Origin of the sequence: Streptomyces sp. ISL-1 (assembly GCF_018614585.1) — a bacterium.
Lineage (GTDB): Bacteria > Actinomycetota > Actinomycetes > Streptomycetales > Streptomycetaceae > Streptomyces > Streptomyces maoxianensis.
This window is the reverse complement of record NZ_JAGGOI010000004.1, coordinates 277,916-294,458: the sequence shown is the minus strand read 5'-3', so window position 1 is coordinate 294,458 and position 16,543 is coordinate 277,916. Positions and strand designations below refer to the sequence as shown.

The 16,543-nt window shown below is 72.0% G+C and carries 18 protein-coding genes; 8 read left to right on the top strand and 10 right to left on the bottom strand.

Translation table 11 applies throughout. The annotated features are described in order from the left end of the window. Positions 1 to 214 precede the first annotated feature (214 nt). Positions 215 to 1,252, bottom strand: coding sequence for an LLM class flavin-dependent oxidoreductase (locus J7E87_RS03320; RefSeq protein WP_215089633.1), 1,038 nt, complete (start codon positions 1,250 to 1,252; stop codon positions 215 to 217). 59 nt (positions 1,253 to 1,311) lie between these two features. Between J7E87_RS03320 and J7E87_RS03315 the strand changes: the two genes are divergently transcribed. Then, positions 1,312 to 1,803 carry a hypothetical protein gene (locus J7E87_RS03315; protein ID WP_215089631.1) on the top strand — a complete coding sequence of 164 codons (492 nt, stop codon included), beginning with the start codon at positions 1,312 to 1,314 and terminating at the stop codon, positions 1,801 to 1,803. 71 nt (positions 1,804 to 1,874) lie between these two features. Here the strand turns inward: J7E87_RS03315 and J7E87_RS03310 are convergent, their stop codons facing one another. Both J7E87_RS03310 and J7E87_RS03305 read right to left on the bottom strand, forming a co-directional pair. After that, positions 1,875 to 2,090: a dodecin gene (locus J7E87_RS03310; protein ID WP_215089629.1), complete on the bottom strand. Its 216-nt coding sequence runs from the start codon at positions 2,088 to 2,090 to the stop codon at positions 1,875 to 1,877. 210 nt (positions 2,091 to 2,300) lie between these two features. After that, the gene (locus J7E87_RS03305; protein ID WP_215089628.1) at positions 2,301 to 3,572 is read right to left on the bottom strand and encodes a TetR/AcrR family transcriptional regulator; all 1,272 of its coding nucleotides are present in this window, start codon (positions 3,570 to 3,572) and stop codon (positions 2,301 to 2,303) included. A 119-nt stretch (positions 3,573 to 3,691) separates the two neighbouring features. On the opposite strand from J7E87_RS03305, the gene clpX reads away from it, so the two are divergent. Further along, positions 3,692 to 4,990, top strand: a complete 1,299-nt coding sequence (gene clpX, locus J7E87_RS03300; protein WP_215089627.1) for an ATP-dependent Clp protease ATP-binding subunit ClpX — start codon at positions 3,692 to 3,694, stop codon at positions 4,988 to 4,990. A gap of 27 nt (positions 4,991 to 5,017) precedes the next feature. Here clpX and hemC read toward each other — a convergent pair whose 3' ends face one another. Further along, positions 5,018 to 5,953, bottom strand: coding sequence for a hydroxymethylbilane synthase (hemC, locus tag J7E87_RS03295; protein WP_215089626.1), 936 nt, complete (start codon positions 5,951 to 5,953; stop codon positions 5,018 to 5,020). A gap of 313 nt (positions 5,954 to 6,266) precedes the next feature. Here hemC and J7E87_RS03290 point away from each other — a divergent pair, with 313 nt between their 5' ends. From J7E87_RS03290 to J7E87_RS03280, 3 genes are all read left to right on the top strand, one after another. Then, positions 6,267 to 7,517, top strand: a complete 1,251-nt coding sequence (locus J7E87_RS03290) for an extracellular solute-binding protein (RefSeq protein WP_215089625.1) — start codon at positions 6,267 to 6,269, stop codon at positions 7,515 to 7,517. 177 nt (positions 7,518 to 7,694) lie between these two features. Next, positions 7,695 to 8,528 (top strand): GNAT family N-acetyltransferase, encoded by an 834-nt coding sequence (locus tag J7E87_RS03285; RefSeq protein ID WP_215089624.1) that lies wholly within the window; start codon positions 7,695 to 7,697, stop codon positions 8,526 to 8,528. Next, complete coding sequence (locus J7E87_RS03280) at positions 8,525 to 9,394, top strand: 1-acyl-sn-glycerol-3-phosphate acyltransferase (RefSeq protein ID WP_215089623.1); 870 nt, start codon at positions 8,525 to 8,527, stop codon at positions 9,392 to 9,394. The genes J7E87_RS03285 and J7E87_RS03280 overlap by 4 nt, the downstream gene beginning before the upstream one ends. Here the strand turns inward: J7E87_RS03280 and egtD are convergent. The 4 genes from egtD to egtA form a co-directional block, all read right to left on the bottom strand. Then, positions 9,289 to 10,251 (bottom strand): L-histidine N(alpha)-methyltransferase, encoded by a 963-nt coding sequence (gene egtD / locus J7E87_RS03275; RefSeq protein ID WP_215089622.1) that lies wholly within the window; start codon positions 10,249 to 10,251, stop codon positions 9,289 to 9,291. The genes J7E87_RS03280 and egtD overlap by 106 nt on opposite strands. Next, on the bottom strand, positions 10,248 to 11,003 hold the full coding sequence (egtC, locus tag J7E87_RS03270) for an ergothioneine biosynthesis protein EgtC (RefSeq protein WP_215089620.1): 756 nt from the start codon (positions 11,001 to 11,003) through the stop codon (positions 10,248 to 10,250). Before egtC ends, egtD begins: the two co-directional genes overlap by 4 nt. Positions 11,004 to 11,067: 64 nt before the next feature. Further along, positions 11,068 to 12,378, bottom strand: coding sequence for an ergothioneine biosynthesis protein EgtB (gene egtB / locus J7E87_RS03265; protein ID WP_215089618.1), 1,311 nt, complete (start codon positions 12,376 to 12,378; stop codon positions 11,068 to 11,070). Then, positions 12,375 to 13,649, bottom strand: a complete 1,275-nt coding sequence (gene egtA / locus J7E87_RS03260) for an ergothioneine biosynthesis glutamate--cysteine ligase EgtA (RefSeq protein WP_215089616.1) — start codon at positions 13,647 to 13,649, stop codon at positions 12,375 to 12,377. Before egtA ends, egtB begins: the two co-directional genes overlap by 4 nt. A 137-nt stretch (positions 13,650 to 13,786) precedes the next feature. Here egtA and J7E87_RS03255 point away from each other — a divergent pair, with 137 nt between their 5' ends. Continuing rightward, positions 13,787 to 14,221, top strand: coding sequence for a PARG family protein (locus tag J7E87_RS03255; protein ID WP_215089614.1), 435 nt, complete (start codon positions 13,787 to 13,789; stop codon positions 14,219 to 14,221). Here J7E87_RS03255 and J7E87_RS03250 read toward each other — a convergent pair. Together J7E87_RS03250 and J7E87_RS03245 are read right to left on the bottom strand one after the other, a co-directional pair. Beyond that, positions 14,206 to 14,679 carry a type II toxin-antitoxin system PemK/MazF family toxin gene (locus tag J7E87_RS03250; protein ID WP_215089830.1) on the bottom strand — a complete coding sequence of 158 codons (474 nt, stop codon included), beginning with the start codon at positions 14,677 to 14,679 and terminating at the stop codon, positions 14,206 to 14,208. The genes J7E87_RS03255 and J7E87_RS03250 overlap by 16 nt on opposite strands. 33 nt (positions 14,680 to 14,712) lie before the next feature. After that, complete coding sequence (locus J7E87_RS03245) at positions 14,713 to 14,868, bottom strand: hypothetical protein (protein ID WP_215089612.1); 156 nt, start codon at positions 14,866 to 14,868, stop codon at positions 14,713 to 14,715. 159 nt (positions 14,869 to 15,027) lie between these two features. Between J7E87_RS03245 and J7E87_RS03240 the strand changes: the two genes are divergently transcribed. Beyond that, positions 15,028 to 16,050, top strand: a complete 1,023-nt coding sequence (locus tag J7E87_RS03240; protein ID WP_215089610.1) for a LacI family DNA-binding transcriptional regulator — start codon at positions 15,028 to 15,030, stop codon at positions 16,048 to 16,050. Between the two features lie 152 nt (positions 16,051 to 16,202). After that, positions 16,203 to 16,472, top strand: a complete 270-nt coding sequence (locus J7E87_RS03235; RefSeq protein WP_215089608.1) for a hypothetical protein — start codon at positions 16,203 to 16,205, stop codon at positions 16,470 to 16,472. Positions 16,473 to 16,543: the final 71 nt, after the last annotated feature.

Sequence of the window (16,543 nt, the reverse complement as noted above, 5' to 3'; positions counted from 1 at the left end):
GCTCCGCCCCACGCACGGGGCGGGCTGCCGGACGCCCGACGCTGCCGCCGAGAGCCGTCACCGGCCGAGCGACCTGGCCAGACAGCCGGGCTGGTCGGGGTGGCCGGTCGGCTCGCGCGATGTGGTCGGGGCGGCGAAGCCGGGCAACATTGCGACCCGGACCCGGACCCGGACCCGGACCCGGGCGCGGATCCGGGCGCGACGGGGTCGCCGGTCAGCCGTGTGTTCCCGCTCGCGCCGCGTCGCCGCTGAGGCCGGCAATCCCGGCGAGCCGCCGGTAGGACTCCAGCAGCGCCGCACGGTCATACGTACTCGACGTGACCAGCACCTCGTCCGCGCCGCTGTCCTTCACCACCGCCTCCAGCGCATCCGCCACCTGCTCCTCCGTGCCGGCGATATGGCCGCGCAGCCCGGACTCGTAGAACCCGCGCTCCTTCTCCGTCATCGTCAGCTCCTCGATCCGCTCGGGCGGCACGAGGGGCGGGAAGACACCGTGCGTCCGGGAGTACGCCAGCGCCCACGCCTCCGGCATCAGCAGCCGCCGGGCCTCCGCCTCCGCGGCGGCCACCATGACCGTGCCGGAGACGACCACATACGGCCGGGCGGACCAGGGGGACGGCCGGAAGTCCCGCCGGTAGCGGTCGACGGCCGCCAGCATCCGCTCGCGGCCCCGTATGTCGCCGATCACCAGCGGCAGCCCGGCCGCGGCCGCGATCTGCGCGCCCTCGCCGGTCGCCAGAAGATACGGCGGCACGCGCAGCCCCTCCGCGGGGCGGGCGTGCACCTGCGGATGCGCGCTCTGCTCACCCGTGAACCAGCCCAGCAGCTCCGCCAGCTGCCCGGCGAAGTCCTCGGCGTCCTTCTTGTCCCGGCCCAGCGCCCTGCGTATCCCGCCCGTGAAGCCCACCGAACGGCCGAGCCCCATGTCGATCCGGCCGGGGAAGAGCGATTCGAGCACCCCGAACTGCTCGGCGACGACGAGCGGTTGATGGTTCGGCAGCATGACGCCGCCGGTGCCGACGCGGATTGTCGAGGTCGCGGCCGCGACGGCCGCCGCGAGGACGGTCGGCGCCGAGCCGGCCACCCCCGGCACGCTGTGGTGCTCGGACACCCAGAAGCGGTGATAGCCGAGCGCCTCCAGCTCCTGCGCGAGACGAACCGTGTCGCGCAGGGCGGCGGGCTCGTCGTACCCCTCGCGGGTGCGGGAACGGTCGAGTACGGACAGCCGGGTGGACGCGATCACTGAGCTCACATGCAGTTCAACGCGCTCACGGCGGCGGGATTCCCCCGCCCTTGCCTAAGGTGGGGGCTGTGACGCGAAACAGCAGGCCACTGGCCATATTCGACCTGGACGGGACGCTCGCCGACTCCGGGCACCGGCAGCGCTTCCTGGAGCGCAAGCCGCGTGACTGGGACGCCTTCTTCGCGGCGGCCCCCGACGACCCGCCGCTGGCGAAGGGCATCGAGATGTGCCTGCGGGCGGCCGAGGAGTGCGAGGTCATGTACCTCACGGGCAGGCCGGAGCGGTGCCGCCGGGACACCCTGACCTGGCTGGCCGAGCAGGGGCTGCCCGAGGGCAGGGTGTTCATGCGGCGCAACGACGACCGCAGGCCGGCCCGCACTACCAAGCTGGAGATCCTGCGGCGGCTGGGCCGCGACCGGGAGATCCGGATGCTGGTGGACGACGACGAGTTGGTGTGCGACGGCGCGGAGCGGGCCGGTTTGCGGGTCGTACGGGCGGGATGGGCGGCAGGCACGACTGAGGCGATGAAGGACGCGCAGGAACGGGAGGGCCGCACCTGATGCGTCGTACGTGCCGGGCCGGGCCGGCCTGGTTGGCCGCACGGGTCCGGCGGGGCGTACTGGTTCCGCGGTCAGTCGCCGTCGTCGAGCCGGAAGCCGACCTTGAGACCGACCTGGTAGTGCTCGATCTGCCCGTCGACGATATTTCCGCGGACCTGGGTCACCTCGAACCAGTCGAGTCCCCGCAGGGTCTGGGTCGCACGGTTGATGCCGTTGCGGATGGCTTCGTCGACGCCCTCGTGGGAGGTGCCGACGATCTCGGTGACCCGGTAGGTGTGATTCGTCATGTGTGTCGCACTCCTCTCGATGCGTTGACTCCACCGTGCCCCACCAGGAGGCAGTCCGCGAGGCGTCGGGAGCCGGACGGCCGTCCGCGGCCGGGCCGAGCGCCGGCCGCGAGACGATGGGGTACCGGTCGCCGCGCCGGAGGGACCGTACGTCCCGGACCGGCCTGCCCCCGCTGTGAGAGGGGCACCCGTTCGCGTTTGCGCACCGCCTCAGGTGAGGGGTTGTCGTTCACTCGCGTTCCCCTCCCGGCTCCTGCGGCCCCTGGGCCGGGGCGTGCGAGCATGCGGGGCGCCGCCGCCCGCCGCCGCGTGGCACGCGCCACGGCCGTCCGCCCGGGCGACGATCCGGCCTGCCGCGATACGGACGGCGGCCTCGGTCGCCTCGCTCACGACGGGCACGCCGGCCGCCGCCGCGACGGCGCCCGAGTCGTCGCAGAGCACCTGAAGGCGCGGCCGTGCCGACGGCGGGAAGGCGTGGCGCAGGCAGTCGCGGAGGCCGGCGACGGTCAGCCGTGCCAGGGGCGCCAGCTCGCCGGGGTTGGCAGTGACAAGGACGGCGGTGACGGTAGCGCCGGGCGGTGCGGCCCGCACCAGTTCCTCGGCGGCTTCGAGGCGGTGCAGCCCGAGGATGCCCACCACACCGTCGTCCGCGAGCCGCGCGGGCTCTCCGCGCAACGCGTCCACCGCGGGCGGAGGGTCCCACGGCTCGCCGGCCGGGCGCGCATGCGGGGTGTAGCGGAGGTACGGCGGGGGCCACGTGTCGTTGAGATCGAGGCCCGCCATTTGCTCGCAGGCTCTGACGACGTTGAAGGGGTCGATGAACCCGGGTGCGGCGCCGGCCAGTTGGGTCGCCCCGTACAGCGTCGTGAAGGCTGCCTCCGCTACGCGCACCAGGCGGCCTTGAGGCGAGTCGGCCGGTCGCAGCCGCTCCAGGGCCAGCCCGAGGAGTATCGCGTCCAGTTTCAGCAGCTGCCCGAAGGGGCGCCGTATCGATTCGTCGGCGAGGATCTCCGGCATCAGGTGCATGCCGAGCCGGGCCAAGCCGCGCTTCTCATGGGCGTCGGTGTCGGCGTCGGCTTCGGTCAGCGGCAGCCGGGCGACCCAGGCGCGGGCGAACGCGCCGAGCGCCTCGGAGACGGTGCTGTCCGGTATTGGACGCGGCGGCTCGGGCGACGCGTCATCGACCACCGCATCCCGGACCACCGCATCGCGGAGCGCATCCCGGACCAGCGCGTCCGGGGCCGCCCCGTCCAGAGCCGGCGGCTCGGGCACGCGCTCGGCGAGGTCGGCCAGAACAGCGAAGTAAAGGGCCCGCTTGCCGGGGAAGTTGGAGTAGACGGCACCCCGGGTCAGCCCGGCGCGCTCGGCTATGCCGTCCACCTTGGCATCCCGGAAGCCGCGCCCGGCGAACTCGTCCCTGGCGGCGGCGAGCACCTTGGCCCGGTTGAGCTGCTGCAGCTCCGCTCGGCTGAGCCGGCCCATTGCCCCTCACTCATCGCCGTGTTGCCGTCTGTAGCGGTTCAAGATACCGTCGCCATTCAGATGGTGACGTCATATGGTCCGGGCATTGCAAGTCGTAACCGGCGAGGGGACGCTTCCGAGTGACACACATCGGTGACGGCGGCTCCGTGCTGAAATGCACGTTCTGCGGGAAGAGCCAGAAGCAGGTCAACAGACTCATCGCCGGCCCGGACCAACTGTGCATCTGCGACGAGTGCGTCGTGCTCTGCAACGAGCTCATCGACGATGAGCGGAGCGAACCCTCCGAGGTGCGGTGGGAGGAAGTGCCCAAGCCGCGCGAGATCTTCGATTTCCTCGAGCAGTACGTCATCGGGCAGGAGAGCGCCAAGAAGACGCTCTCGGTGGCCGTCTACAACCATTACAAGCGCATCCGTTCCGAGGGCGGCGGCACAGAGCGGCGTGCCGAGCTGGAAGAGCCGGTGGAACTCGGCAAGTCCAACATCCTGCTGATCGGCCCGACCGGATGTGGCAAGACCTACCTCGTCCAGACGCTCGCCCGGATGCTCGACGTACCTTTCGCGATCGTCGACGCCACCGCGCTCACCGAGGCCGGCTACGTCGGCGAGGACGTCGAGACCATCCTGCTGAAGCTGATCCAAGCGGCCGACTACGACGTCGCGAAGGCCGAGACCGGCATCATCTACATCGACGAGATCGACAAGGTCGCCCGCAAGAGCGAGAACCCCTCGATCACCCGTGACGTCTCCGGCGAGGGCGTCCAGCAGGCGCTGCTGAAGATGCTGGAGGGCACGACGGCCTCAGTGCCGCCGCAGGGCGGACGGAAGCACCCGCACCAGGAGTTCATCCAGATCGACACGGGCAATGTGCTGTTCATCGTCGGTGGGGCGTTCGCCGGTCTTGAGCGGATCATCGAGCAGCGGGCGGCGCGCAAGGGCATCGGGTTCGCGGCCGCGCTCACCACCGCGCAGGAGCGGGCGGACCGGGACGCCTTCGCCGAGGTGATGCCCGAGGATCTGCTGAAGTTCGGGCTGATCCCGGAGTTCGTCGGCCGGCTGCCGATGGTGTCGACCGTCCGGCCGCTGGACCGTACGGCGCTGATGCGGATCCTCACCGAGCCGCGCAACGCGCTGATCAAGCAGTACCAGAAGCTCTTCGAACTCGACGGCGTCGAGCTGGAGTTCACCGATGATGCCGTCGGAGCGATCGCCGAACAGGCCCTGCTCCGCCGCACCGGAGCCAGGGCGGCCCGCGCGGTCCTCGAAGAGGTTCTGCTCAACGTGATGTACGAGGTGCCGAGCCGGGACGACGTGGCCCGCGTCGTGGTCGACCGGGACACCGTGCTCGACAACGTCAACCCGACCCTGGTGCCGCGCGAGCAGCCGGGCGAGGCGGGCGAGCGCCGGGACAAGTCCGCCTGAGGGGGGCCCTTTCCGGCCTCGGTGTGTTCAGTGCGCGATGGAGTCGATCAAGTCCCGTGCGCCCTGGCGGAGGAGGGTGACGGCGACGGAGGTGCCGAGGGTGGCCGGGTCGAGGGGGCCCGCCCATTCGTGCGCGTTGAGGACCGTCTTGCCGTCGGGCGTGAACACACAGGCGCGCAGGGAGAGATCGCCGCTGCGCTCGGACTTGGCGTAGCCGGCGATCGGGCTGTTGCAGTGACCCTGGAGGACGTGGAGGAACATGCGTTCCGCCGTGGCCTCGCGGTAGGCGTCGGGGTCGCCGAGGTCGCTGACGACGTCGATCACGTCGGTGTCGCCTTCGCGGCACTGGAGGGCCAGGATCCCCGCGCCGATCGGCGGGCACAGCACCTCGGGCGCGAGTACCTCGGCGATCACATCCGTACGGCCGATGCGCTCCAGGCCGGAGACGGCCAGCAGCAGCGCGTCGGCATCGCCGTGGGCGAGCTTGTCCAGGCGGCGGTTGGCGTTGCCGCGCATCGGTACGCACTCGAGCTGCGGGTGAGAGGCGGCGAGTTGAGCCCTGCGGCGTACGGAGGATGTGCCGATCCGCGTCCCGTCCGGGAGTTCGTCGAGAGTGAGCCCCGCGGGGTGGATGAGGGCGTCGCGGATGTCGTCGCGCTTGAGGAAGGCGGCGAAGACGGTGCCGGCGGGCAGCGGCCGGTCGGCGGGCACGTCCTTGACGCAGTGCACGGCGAGGTCCGCCTCGCCGGCGAGCAGGGCGGCGTCCACCTCCTTGGTGAACGCGCCCTTCCCCTCGACCAGGGAGAGGTCGCCCATCCACTTGTCCCCGGTCGTCTTGACCGGGAGGACCTCGGTGCGGATGCCGGGGTGGAGCGTGGCCAGTTCGGTGCGCACGCGCTCCACCTGAGCGAGCGCCATGGGCGAGTCGCGGGAGACGATGCGGATCAGTTCAGGGGTGGACATGGCACCCACGATAGAGGCTGGGACTCGAGCTACTGCCATCCGACCTGCCCCTCATCTCGGCGATGCGGCAAGGAGGTTGGGCCATTCGGGCAGGTGTGCGGGATGCCGGGCGGGCGAGTCGGCGCGGCCGTCGGACCGCGTGCCCGCACGGTGCGGCACGGCGGCCCCGCCGCCGGACCCCGATACGTCTTGAGGGGGGCTTGACCGGTTTCCTTGGTACATACCAAACTCCGGTCACACCCGTGCGAGCGCGGAGCGCGCTTCCCCCCACGTCGGGTTCACACTCCCGTGCTCCCACGCCGAAGGTGACTACGTGAAGAAGCGGTCCCACATCCTGTCCGTCTTACTCGTGTCCGCCCTTACGCTCGGTGGCTGCGGCATCATCCCGGGCGGGTCCGAGACCCGTACGGTCCGGATCTGGCTGATGAAGGACAGCGTCTCCGACGGCTTCCTGAAGCGCTTCATCACCGCCTACGAGAGGGACAACCCCGCCGTACGGCTGGAGTTCACCTTCCAGGAGTGGACCGGCATCGGAAAGAAGGTGACGGCCGCGCTGGAGAGCGACAAGGCGCCGGACGTCATCGAGGTGGGCAACACCCAGGTCGCCCAGTACGCCGAGAGCGACGCGCTGCGGGACCTCACGCTCGAATCCGTGCGGGATCTCGGCAACGAGGAATGGCTGCCAGGACTCGCCGAACCGGGCAGCGTCAACGGCTCGCAGTACGGCATTCCCTGGTACGCGGCCAACCGCGTCGTCATCTACAACAAGGACTTGTTCGCCGACGCCGGGATCAGCCGGCCGCCCAGAACCCGCGCCCAGTGGCTCAAGGACTGCGAAAGACTCAACCGCGACGGCACACAGGGCATCTACCTCTCCGGCCAGGACTGGTACACCCTCGCCGGCTTCATCTGGGACGAGGGCGGCGAACTCGCCGTCGACCAGGGCGGCGAATGGCAGGGCACGCTGGACACCCTGGCGGCGCTGCGCGGCATGGCGTTCTACAAGAAGCTTCAGGCGCACGGCGGCGGGCCGAGGAACGCGGACGAGGAGACCCCGCCGCAGGCCGAGGTCTTCGCCCGAGGTGACGTCGCCCAGATGATCGCGGTGCCCAGCGCGGCGACCCTCATCGAGAAGTACAACCCCGACCTGCGGGGCAAGCTCGGATTCTTCCCCGTACCCGGCAAGACGGCCGCCGCGCCCGGTGCCGTCTTCACCGGCGGCTCCGATCTGATCGTGCCCGAGAACGCGCGCGAGCGGGCCGCCGCGATCGAGGTCGTCAAGGCGCTGGCGGGCGAGAGGTGGCAGACCGACCTCGCCCGCACCATGAACTACGTACCCAACAAGTCGACCCTCGCGGGCGTCATCAAGGGCGAGGAGAGCACCGCGGCCATGGCCGCCGGCGCCGCGCGGGGCAGGGCCACACCCAACTCGCCGCAGTGGGCCGATGTCGAGGCCGACAACCCGATCAAGCCCTATATGACGGCCGTTCTGGAGGGCAAGGACCCCGGGCGCGCGGCGCGGATCGCGTCCGCGCGCATCACCGAGGCCCTCGCGCCTCACTGAGCCGTCTGCTCCCGCTACCCTCCGTGCACTGTGCCCACCGCATTGCCCGGCATTCAGCCTTCGCACATCCACACTCCGCCGGGGTGTCATGTCGAATCCAGCCGACCACGGAAGAAGTAAGTAGCCGGGCCGCCGCACCCGCGGTCCGTCCCCTTCCGTCCGGCACAGGAGACCGTCATGCCCGCATCGCCAGCAGTCATCCCCGCCCCAGTCACCGCCGCCCTCCCCGCGCAGCTCTCGGCGTCCGCGCCCGCCCCCGCGCCGCTCGCCGAGGGCGACCAGCCCCGCTACGTCGTCGCCCTCGCCCGGGACCAGGAGGACGTACGCGCCGCGCAGCGCCTGCGCCACCAGGTGTTCGCCGGTGAGATGGGCGCCAGGCTCGAGGGCCCGGAGCCGGGTCTGGACATCGACGCCTTCGACGCGTACTGCGACCACATCCTGGTACGCGAGGCGGAGACCGGCGAGGTCGTCGGCACCTACCGGGTGCTGCCGCCCGAGCGCGCCAAGGTGGCGGGCCGGTTCTACTCCGAGACCGAGTTCGACCTCACCCGACTGGCCCCGATCCGCGACGACCTCGTCGAGGTCGGCCGCTCCTGCGTCCACCCGCTGCACCGCAACGGCGCCGTCATCGCCCTCATCTGGGCCGGACTCGCCCGCTACATGACCCGCACCGGCCACACCTGGCTGGCCGGCTGCTGCTCCATCCCGCTCGCGGACGGCGGCACCCTCGCGGCGGCCACCTGGGACACCGTGAAGGCCAAGAACCTCGCCCCCGAGGAGTACTGGGTCACGCCCCACAAGCTCTGGAACCCCGACTCGGTCACCCGCCCCGAAGGCCGCACCGAGCTGCCCGCCCTGCTCCGCGGCTATCTGCGGCTCGGCGCCTGGGTCTGCGGCGCGCCCGCCCACGACCCCGACTTCGGCGTCGCCGACCTGTACGTGCTGCTCTCGCTGCGCCGCACCAACCCCCGCTACCTGCGGCACTTCCTCTCCCTCGCCCCCGTGCGATGAGCGTCTGGCTGCCCAGCGCGCCCTGCACCCCCGGGGGCTGCGCCACACACCACGGAGCGGCGGCCGACGCCTTCACGGCCGCCGCCCGGCTGCTGGCCGGGACGCTGACCGTGCTCGCCGGTCTGCTCCTCGCGCCGGCGGCCGTACTGCTCGGTGCCCTCTTCGGCACCCGGGTGCGGGACGCCATGACCCGCTGCTGGGCGCGTGCGGTGGTACGCGCCTTCGGCGTACGGATACGGATCATCGGCCGGCCGCAGGGCACCCGGGGGGCCCTCGTCGTCGCCAACCACATCTCCTGGCTGGACATACCGCTGATCGCGGCGGCCCTGCCCGGACGGATGCTGGCCAAGAGCGAGGTCCGGCGCTGGCCGGTGCTCGGGCCGCTCGCCGCCCGGGGAGGCACCCTCTTCGTGGAGCGCGACCGGCTCCGTACGCTGCCCGCCACCGTCCGCGAGATGGCGTCCGCACTGGACAGCGGCGCCCGCGTCATCGCCTTCCCCGAGGGCTCCACCTGGTGCGGCCGCGCCCAGGGCCGCTTCCGGCACGCCGTCTTCCAGGCCGCGCTGGACGCGGACGCCGCCGTTCAGCCCGTACGCATCAGTTATCTGCCCACCGGAGCGGCCGCGTTCGTCGGGGAGGACTCGCTGGTCGCGTCCCTGTGGCGGGTAGTGGCGGCCGGCGGGCTCACCGCGGAGGTCCGGCTGCTGCCGCCCATCCCCGCGAGGAGCCACCCCGACCGCCGCTCACTGGCCCGCGCCGCTCAGCGGGCCGTCGAGAGGGACAGTGCGTACCTGCCCTCCTTGTCCGTCCACCACTTCGTCAACTCGAGTTCAGCAGCCGCCAGTTCCGTGCGCACGCCCTCCTGACGGAACTTCGCCGACACCTCCGTACGCATCTCCTCACCCGCTTCGAAGGTCACCGCCAGATCCAGCTCGGGGATTTTCACGGTCAGCGCGGAGCGCGCCCTCAGCCGCATTTCGATCCACTCCCGCTCCGGGTCCCACACCGCTACATGATCGAAGTCGCCGGGGTCGACGTCCGCGCCCAGCTCCCGGGCGATGACGGACAGCACGTTCTTGTTGAACGCGGCCGTCACCCCCGACGCGTCGTCGTACGCCCTGACGAGGACCGCCTCGTCCTTCACCAGATCCGTCCCCAGCAGCAGCGCGTCGCCGGGGTCCAGCAGCGACCGCACGGAACGCAGGAACGCCGCGCGCTCGGCGGGCAGCAGATTGCCGACGGTGCCGCCGAGGAACGCGACCAGCCGCGGTCCCGGCGTGCCGGGCAGCGCGAGACCGCGGGTGAAGTCGGCGATCAGGGCGTGGACATTCAGCCCGGGACGCTCGGCGAGCAGCGCCTCGGCCGCGCCGGTCAGCGCGCTCTCGCTCACATCGACCGGCACATAGCTGTGCAGCTCGGGCAGTGCGTCCAGCAGATGCCGGGTCTTCTCGGACGATCCCGAGCCCAGCTCCACCAGGGTGCGGGCCTCGGTCGCGGCGGCGATCTCGGGAGCGCGGGCGATGAGGATCTCCCGCTCGGCTCGGGTCGGGTAGTACTCGGGCAGCCGGGTGATCTCCTCGAAGAGCTCGCTGCCCCGGGCGTCGTAGAACCACTTGGGCGGCAGTTCCTTGGGCGTACGGGTCAGCCCGTGCAGCACATCGGCTCGCAGAGCGGCGTCGGTGGCGTCCTCGGGCAGGGTGCGGGTCAGCAGGAACGGGCTCACGTAGTGGGCTCCTTGAGCGGGGTCAGCAGGACATCGGTGCGGGTCGCGGCCAGCAGCGTGTGGTCGGGAACCTCACGCCAGTGGGGATCGTCGTCATACGGCTCGGAGGCCACGACCGTGCGGCGGCCGGGCTCGGCGAGATACCAGAGGGTGTCGCCCCACGCCGTCGCCGCGATCGTCTCGCCGTCGGTGAGGAGCAGATTGAGCCGGGATCCGGGCGCCGCCTCGGCGGCCTCGCGGACCGTGTCGGCCAGCGCCTGGCTCAGCTCGTCGCCCTCGCGCAGCCGGTGCAGCACCAGCGCCCACAGCAGCGCGGAGTCGCAGCGCGCCTCCAGCGACAGCAGTTCGGCGGCGGGCAGCGACAGCGACAGCGGAGCCAGCGTCTCGGGCCAGCCCCTGACGGCGCCGTTGTGGCTGAACAGCCACGGCCCGGCGGCATACGGCGCGGCCGCCGCCTCACCGTCCGCGCCGGCCACGGTGGCGTCGCGGACGGCCGCGAGCACGGCGCCGCTGCGCACCACCCGGGCGAGATCGGCGAAGGAGAGATCGGCCCAGATGGGGCCCTGCCGCCGGTATCTGGCGGGCACCGGATCGCCGTCTGCGTACCAGCCGACGCCGAAGCCGTCGGCGTTGACGGTTCCGTACCGCTGGCGACGCGGTGCCCAGGACTGCCGGAACAGACTGTGCGGGGGCTCGACCAGCAGCTGCCCGAGCGGCAGTTCGGGTCCGAGGAAGGCGATATGGCGGCACATCAGCGTTCGCCCCCTCGGGAGAGGTGCGGCTGGGGCAGCGGCGCGTGGCGCGCCGTCCGCGCGCTCACGACGCCTCCCCGGGTGCCGCGTCCCGCGCCGTACGGAACCCGGCGAAGATCTGCCGGCGCACCGGCAGGTCCCAGTTGCGGAACGTGCCGCGGCAGGCCACCGCGTCGACACCGAATGAGCCGCCGCGCAGCACCTTGTGCGCACTGCCGAAGAACACCTCGGAGTACTCCCGGTAGGGGAAGGCGGCGAAGCCCGGGTAGGGCAGGAAGTCGCTCGACGTCCACTCCCACACATCGCCGATCAACTGCCGTACGCCGAGCGGCGATTCACCCTCCGGATAGCTGCCGGCCGGGGCGGGCCGCAGATGGCGCTGGCCGAGGTTGGCGTGCTTCGGCGCCGGATCCTCGTCGCCCCACGGGAAGCGGCGGGAGCGGCCGGACTCGGGGTCGTGGCGCGCGGCCTTCTCCCACTCGGCCTCGGTGGGCAGCCGCCGCCCCGCCCAGCGGGCGTACGCATCGGCTTCGTACCAGCTCACATGCAGCACCGGCTCGTCGGCGGGCACCGGCTCGGTCACCCCGAAGCGACGGCGCAGCCACTGCCCGCCGTCGCGCCGCCAGAACAGCGGTGCGTCGATGTCGTGTCGGTGGATCTGGTCCCAGCCCTCGGCAGCCCACCAGCGGCTGTCCGTATAGCCGCCGTCCTCGATGAAGGCCTGGTACGCGCCGCAGGTCACCGGCACCGTGTCGATCAGGAACGGCGGCACGACGCGCTGGTGCGCGGGCCGTTCGTTGTCCAGCGCCCACGGCTCGGTCGATGTGCCCATGGTGAACGGACCGCCCGGGACCAGAACTTCGGCGGGCAGGCCGCGCGCGCCGGCGGCCGGCGGCTCGGGCGCGGTGAGAGCGGCCGGGCCCGTGCGCAGCTGGTGGGTGATGAGCATCGTCTCGTCGTGCTGCTGCTCGTGCTGGGCGATCATCCCGAAGGCGAATCCGGCGTCGACCAGCGGCCCGCCCTCCAGCGGGGTCCGGTCGAGGACGTCGAGGACCCGGCCCCGTACGTCGGACGCGTACACGCGTGCCTCGGCAGGGGCGAGCAACGGCAGCGTGGGCCGCAGCGCACGCGGATGCTCGAAGGCGTCGTAGACGGAGTCGATCTCGGGCCGCAGCGCCTCACGCCCGGCGACGGTGCGCCACAGCCACTGCTCCTCCTGGTTTCCGATGTGCGCCAGGTCCCAGACCAGCGGGGACATCAGCGGCGAGTGCTGAGCGGTCAGCTCATGGTCGTCGACGCACGAAGTGAGCGTGGCCGTCCGCGCTCGGGCGGCGGTCAGCGCATCGAGGGCGCGGCGCCGGAGTTCTTCGGTCATGTGCTCAGTTCCTTCCCGAGGGAGGGGAGGCGCAGATCGTCGGCGGGACATCGGCCCCGCAGGACATAGCGCTCATTGAATGCGGCGACGGCCTCCTGCACGGCGTCGGACGCGCCGATGCGGGGGAGTGCTTCGAGGGCGACGGCAAAACAGGTCACGGCCGCCGCGTGCAGCTCGGGATCGGCCAGTCCGTGCCGGGCGGCGTTGGCCCAGAGCGGGTTGAGCGGCGCGGGCAGCGAACCGGCGTACTCCGCCAGCGGTTTGACGGCGCGATAGACCGTCTCCGCCGCCTCGTCGTCGTCGAACAGCGCGGTCGTGACGGCGAGCGGCACCAGCCAGCCGTCCTCACCGGACTGGGCGTCGATCATGCGCAGTTCGAGATGGCCACGCGGCCTTACGGGCGGAAAGAGGGTGGACAGGTGGTAGGCGAGGTCCTCCCGAGTCGGCCGGCGCGAGTTCCCCGAGCGCAGCCACTGGCGGAAGGTGAGGCCGTCGGGCAGTTCCCACGGCCCCTCTGCGGTCCGGACGCACATCACCGGGGCGTCCAGCGCATGGGCGGTCCAGGCGGAGCGCGGCTCCCGGTCGAGCGGAGGCGACACGGGCCGTATGTGGTCGAGCGCGGCCCACACGGCCTGCCGGGACGACCGCCAGCCGGTGTAACGCCCCTCCTGTGCGGGTGAGTTGGCGAACGCCGCCATCAGCACCGCGCCCAGCAGATGCGCGAGCTGCCAGCGTCTGCCGTAGCCGAGGGGTCCTGGCTCCTCGGCGCCCGCGTCCAGACACACCTGGATGGAGGCGGAGCTGCACATCATGGCGCGGCCGGCCGGACCCGTCCGGTCGAAATACGCCTCCATGGCGTCGTAGCGGGGTTCGTGGAGCAGTCGGCGGGGCGGATGCCAGGGGTCGAGGCCGAGTCCGGTGAGGGTGAGGCCTGCCGGGCGGAGCGCGGTGCGTACGGCGTCCAAATCGGCGGCTGTGGAGTCGATGCACTCCATCAGGGAGGCGGCGGGAGGAGAGCTGAGCTCCAGCTGGCCGCCTGGCTCGAAAGTGAGGGCCGATTTCAGTTGTAGCGAACGTACGTGGTCGTGGGCCGCGACGAGGCGGTCGGCGGGGACGGGGCGCTCGGGCCGCTCCAGCTCATGAATGAGCCATTCGACCTCCACGCCGACGGCGCGCGGTGGGCCGTTCTTGAAGCAAATACATCGGAGCAGGTCCTCCGCTTCATCCAGGTCGATCGGCCGGCCGAAATCGCCGGTATCGGGTGGGTGCATGGTCTGCTCCTCCAGTCGCGAAGGCACTCTGCCAACCTAAGGCCACGTCCGCTTGTTCGCACAAGAGTGCTCGTGATGTCAGTGGGACGTAAGAAATTCGATTGCCGTGGCCGCGGCTGGTCAGGACGATATCCGGCGTGAGGACGCGGCTGCGGGGGAGGTACGGCCCCTGGGCCATCCCGGTCACTGTGGGCACGGACCGTACGACGTTCCTGGAGGTCACGGGCGAGAGCGGCCCGGAGGCCGCCCGCAGGCTCCCCTCCGCCGACGCGGGACCGGTCGCCGCTTGCGGATTTCACAGCGGCACGCAACCCCGGCGGCGCCTGGCTGAACGGCGCACAGGCCCGCCAGGAGGCGCGCTGCCGGGGCTCGGGGCGGCTCCGGTGGAGCCGGTGCTTGCGCTGGGGGTCCTGGAGACGGCGGCCGAGCGCGGCATACGCGGCCACTTCGAGCAGGTCGTCTTCGCGGTTCGTGACCGCACGGCGGGCCCGGCCGCGCCAGGGGCTTACGGCGGGCCTTCGGGCCGGTATTCGCGGGGCCGGGTCCGGCTGTGCGGTCAGCTCCAGCCGTAGCGCTCCTGAAGCCGCCGCACGACCACGTCGAAGCGGAGCCGGTCGAGCGCGCAGGCCTCGCGGCGCATGCCGTCCTCGTGGACCCGCAGCACCCGGTCGAGGTCGACCCATGATTCGCGGCCGGCCCGGTCCCACGGCCCCACCCCGATCGGCACCCACTCGCGGTCCCGGTCGTGACGTTTGCTGGAGAGCTGCACGGCGAGCAGAGTGCCCCCCTCCTCACGGGCCACCACCAGGACCGGCCGGTCCTTGCCCCGCCCGTCGTTCTCCTCGAACGGCACCCACGTCCAGACGATCTCACCGGGGTCGGGGTCACCGTCGCGGTCCGGGGCGTACGAGGTGCGGACCGGGCCCACATCGACGGGATCGGCCTCGGTTGTGGCCGCGGGGCCACTGCTGCCGGGCAGGTCGGAGCGGCCGTCGGAGGCGTCTCGTGCACCGGATGCACGGGGGAAGATCGTCACCGCTTCACGGTAGGGCGCGGGAGCCCCTCAGATCCACCCGTCCGGCGGAGTCATCAAGTACTCGAAGTCGTCACGGTCGATGGTGTGGCCCGAGCCCGGCACCGTACGGCCCTCGAGGCCGCGCTCCTCCAACTCGGCGACGCCGACGGGGGAGACGACGAAACCCGGGTCGGCGCGCGGCACAAGCAGCGGCGCCGCGGGCCTTGCCGCGAGGCGAACGCGCCCACGAAGAGGCTGCTCGAAGTGGCACGTGCCGCAGCAGCGCGTGCGCACGGTCCAGCGTTCGTTTCAGGCCATCCTCCAGACCCCGTGCGGAACCGGTCTGGAAGGATGCCGAGGGCGATGAGCCAGACACCCAAGCAGTCAGCAGAACGCCCCGTTCCGACCAGTGCCGACGTCGCCCGGCTCGCCGGAGTCTCGCGGGCCACCGTCTCCTACGTGCTCAACAACACCTCCGCCGTACGGATCAGCGAGCCCACCCGCCGGCGCGTCCGCGAAGCCGCCGAGGAGCTCGGCTATGTGCCCCATGCCGCGGCCCGCAGCCTGCGCGCCGGGCACACCCGGATGGTGCTGCTGCCATCCGCTCATGTCCCGGTCGGCCCGCTCTACAACCGCTTCTTCAACGAGCTCCAGCGGGCACTGCGCCGCCTCGACTACACCGTTGTGCAGCACGGCAGCCTCGGCCTCGACGGCGACGACGCCGCCCGCGCCTGGGCCGAGCTGCGTCCCGTCGCGGTCGTCTCGCTCGGCGAGGTCGCGCTCACTCCGTACGGCGTCGACGTCCTCAAGCGCTCGGGCGCGAAAGCCGTCATAACGCTCGGCCCGCGCCGCGTCCAGGGCGCGCACTTCCTCGTCATGGACCAGAGCGAGATCGGCAGCAGCGCGGTGACCCACCTGGTCGGGCGCGGCCGGCGCGCCATCGGCGTGGTCATGCCGCGGGAGCCGGGCCTGGAGCTCTTCTCCGGCCCTCGCCTGGAGGGCGCCCGGCGGGCCGCGGCGGCCGGCGGCGCCCGGATCGAGCCGCTTCCCCTGTTGTACGACGAGGAGTCCGCGGCCGAACTCGCCGCCCGCTGGCGCGGGCTCGGCCTCGACGCGGTGTACGCGTACAACGACGAGTACGCCATGCTGCTCATGCGCGCTCTCCAGGACGCCGGCATCCAAGTGCCGGGCGAGACCGCAGTGGTGGGCGCCGACAACCTGCTGCTCGGCAGACTGCTGCGCCCCCGGCTGAGCACCGTGCGGATCGACATGGTGAGCGGTCAGCGGCTGGCCGAACTCGTCGACCGCGTCGTACGCGACCCGGGTGCCGAGCCGGAGCGGCACGGCCTGATGGGGGCGCGGGCCCTGCACCGCGAGTCCAGCTGACCCGGCGCGCCCCCGGCGTCCCGGCGCGCCCCGGCGGCCGCGGTGGCCCCGGCGTCCCGGCGGCCGCGCCGCGCGGACGACATGCCGCCCCCGGCCCGGACCGCCGCAGTGACGACATGCGGGCCCGGCGGCGCGTGTCTAGCGTCGCTTCCATGAGTACTGACCCGCAGCGCTTCGAGATCCTGCTGGTGCCCGAACATGTCGAGGGCCGCGATGCCGCTTCCCTGGCCAAGAGCGCCATTCGCTCCGCCGTCGTGGAGGCCACAGGCCGCCGTGGGTCCTCCGGCTATCCGCGCTACGCGGGCGAGGGCCTGGTGGCGGACATCGACCCTGAGACGCGTACGGTCGAGGCGCTGCTCGTCGACGGCTCGGAGCTGGATTACGGACTCTCCGCGCGGGTCGTGGATCCGGCAGAGCGCTGACGGCGAGCTCCCCGCCGGGCGGGCGGCGCCGCGCTGATACCCGCGCCTCGGGGGCCCGGGGCGACTCGGAG

Bases quoted from the DNA above. Each gene is read 5' to 3' on its own strand.
- J7E87_RS03310 (WP_215089629.1), bottom strand. From the start codon at position 2,090: ATGACGAATCACACCTACCGGGTCACCGAGATCGTCGGCACCTCCCAC.
- J7E87_RS03305 (WP_215089628.1), bottom strand. From the start codon at position 3,572: ATGGGCCGGCTCAGCCGAGCGGAGCTGCAGCAGCTCAACCGGGCCAAG.
- hemC (WP_215089626.1), bottom strand. From the start codon at position 5,953: ATGTCCACCCCTGAACTGATCCGCATCGTCTCCCGCGACTCGCCCATG.
- J7E87_RS03285 (WP_215089624.1), top strand. From the start codon at position 7,695: ATGCCCGCATCGCCAGCAGTCATCCCCGCCCCAGTCACCGCCGCCCTC.
- J7E87_RS03280 (WP_215089623.1), top strand. From the start codon at position 8,525: ATGAGCGTCTGGCTGCCCAGCGCGCCCTGCACCCCCGGGGGCTGCGCC.
- egtC (WP_215089620.1), bottom strand. From the start codon at position 11,003: ATGTGCCGCCATATCGCCTTCCTCGGACCCGAACTGCCGCTCGGGCAG.
- egtB (WP_215089618.1), bottom strand. From the start codon at position 12,378: ATGACCGAAGAACTCCGGCGCCGCGCCCTCGATGCGCTGACCGCCGCC.
- egtA (WP_215089616.1), bottom strand. From the start codon at position 13,649: ATGCACCCACCCGATACCGGCGATTTCGGCCGGCCGATCGACCTGGAT.
- J7E87_RS03240 (WP_215089610.1), top strand. From the start codon at position 15,028: ATGAGCCAGACACCCAAGCAGTCAGCAGAACGCCCCGTTCCGACCAGT.
- J7E87_RS03235 (WP_215089608.1), top strand. From the start codon at position 16,203: ATGAGTACTGACCCGCAGCGCTTCGAGATCCTGCTGGTGCCCGAACAT.